The following is a 430-nucleotide window of genomic DNA, read 5'->3' on the forward strand; positions in this document are numbered from 1 at the left end:
TGTGAACGAGTCGAGCGGTACTGTTTCGGCTGTAGCGCCGGACGATGTGTACAAAGGCGACCAGACTGTTACGACCGGCATCGAAAAAGTCACCGGTGGTGAGCACTTCGAGAACTTGGTCCCTGGTACTGACAAAGTCACCACCGTCGTCACCGACACACCGGGCACCGACAACACCACTACCGTCACCTTGACCGCGCCAGACGCCGTCAACGAAGGCGGGAAAATCACCTACACCGCGACGCTTTCTAATAAAGCGGATACCGACGTCACCCTGACCCTCGACAACAAGCAAACCATCACCATCAAAGCCGGCGAAACCGTTGGCACCGTGATTGTTGATGCTCCAGGCGATGACGTGTTCATCGATAAGAGCACCCAAACCGTCCAGATCACCGGCACCGAGGGCGGTAACTTCGAGAAGCTGGTG

Annotated in this window: 1 protein-coding gene; it reads left to right on the forward strand. The window is 56.7% G+C overall.

What is annotated here, in order from left to right; genetic code table 11:
* Positions 1-430, forward strand: a 430-nt coding sequence (locus tag BHC62_RS03900) for an immunoglobulin-like domain-containing protein (protein ID WP_143007481.1), incomplete at both ends; no start/stop codon positions are given.

It is taken from the genome of Pseudomonas sp. 06C 126, assembly GCF_001855215.1.
GTDB classification, from domain to species: domain Bacteria; phylum Pseudomonadota; class Gammaproteobacteria; order Pseudomonadales; family Pseudomonadaceae; genus Aquipseudomonas; species Aquipseudomonas proteolytica.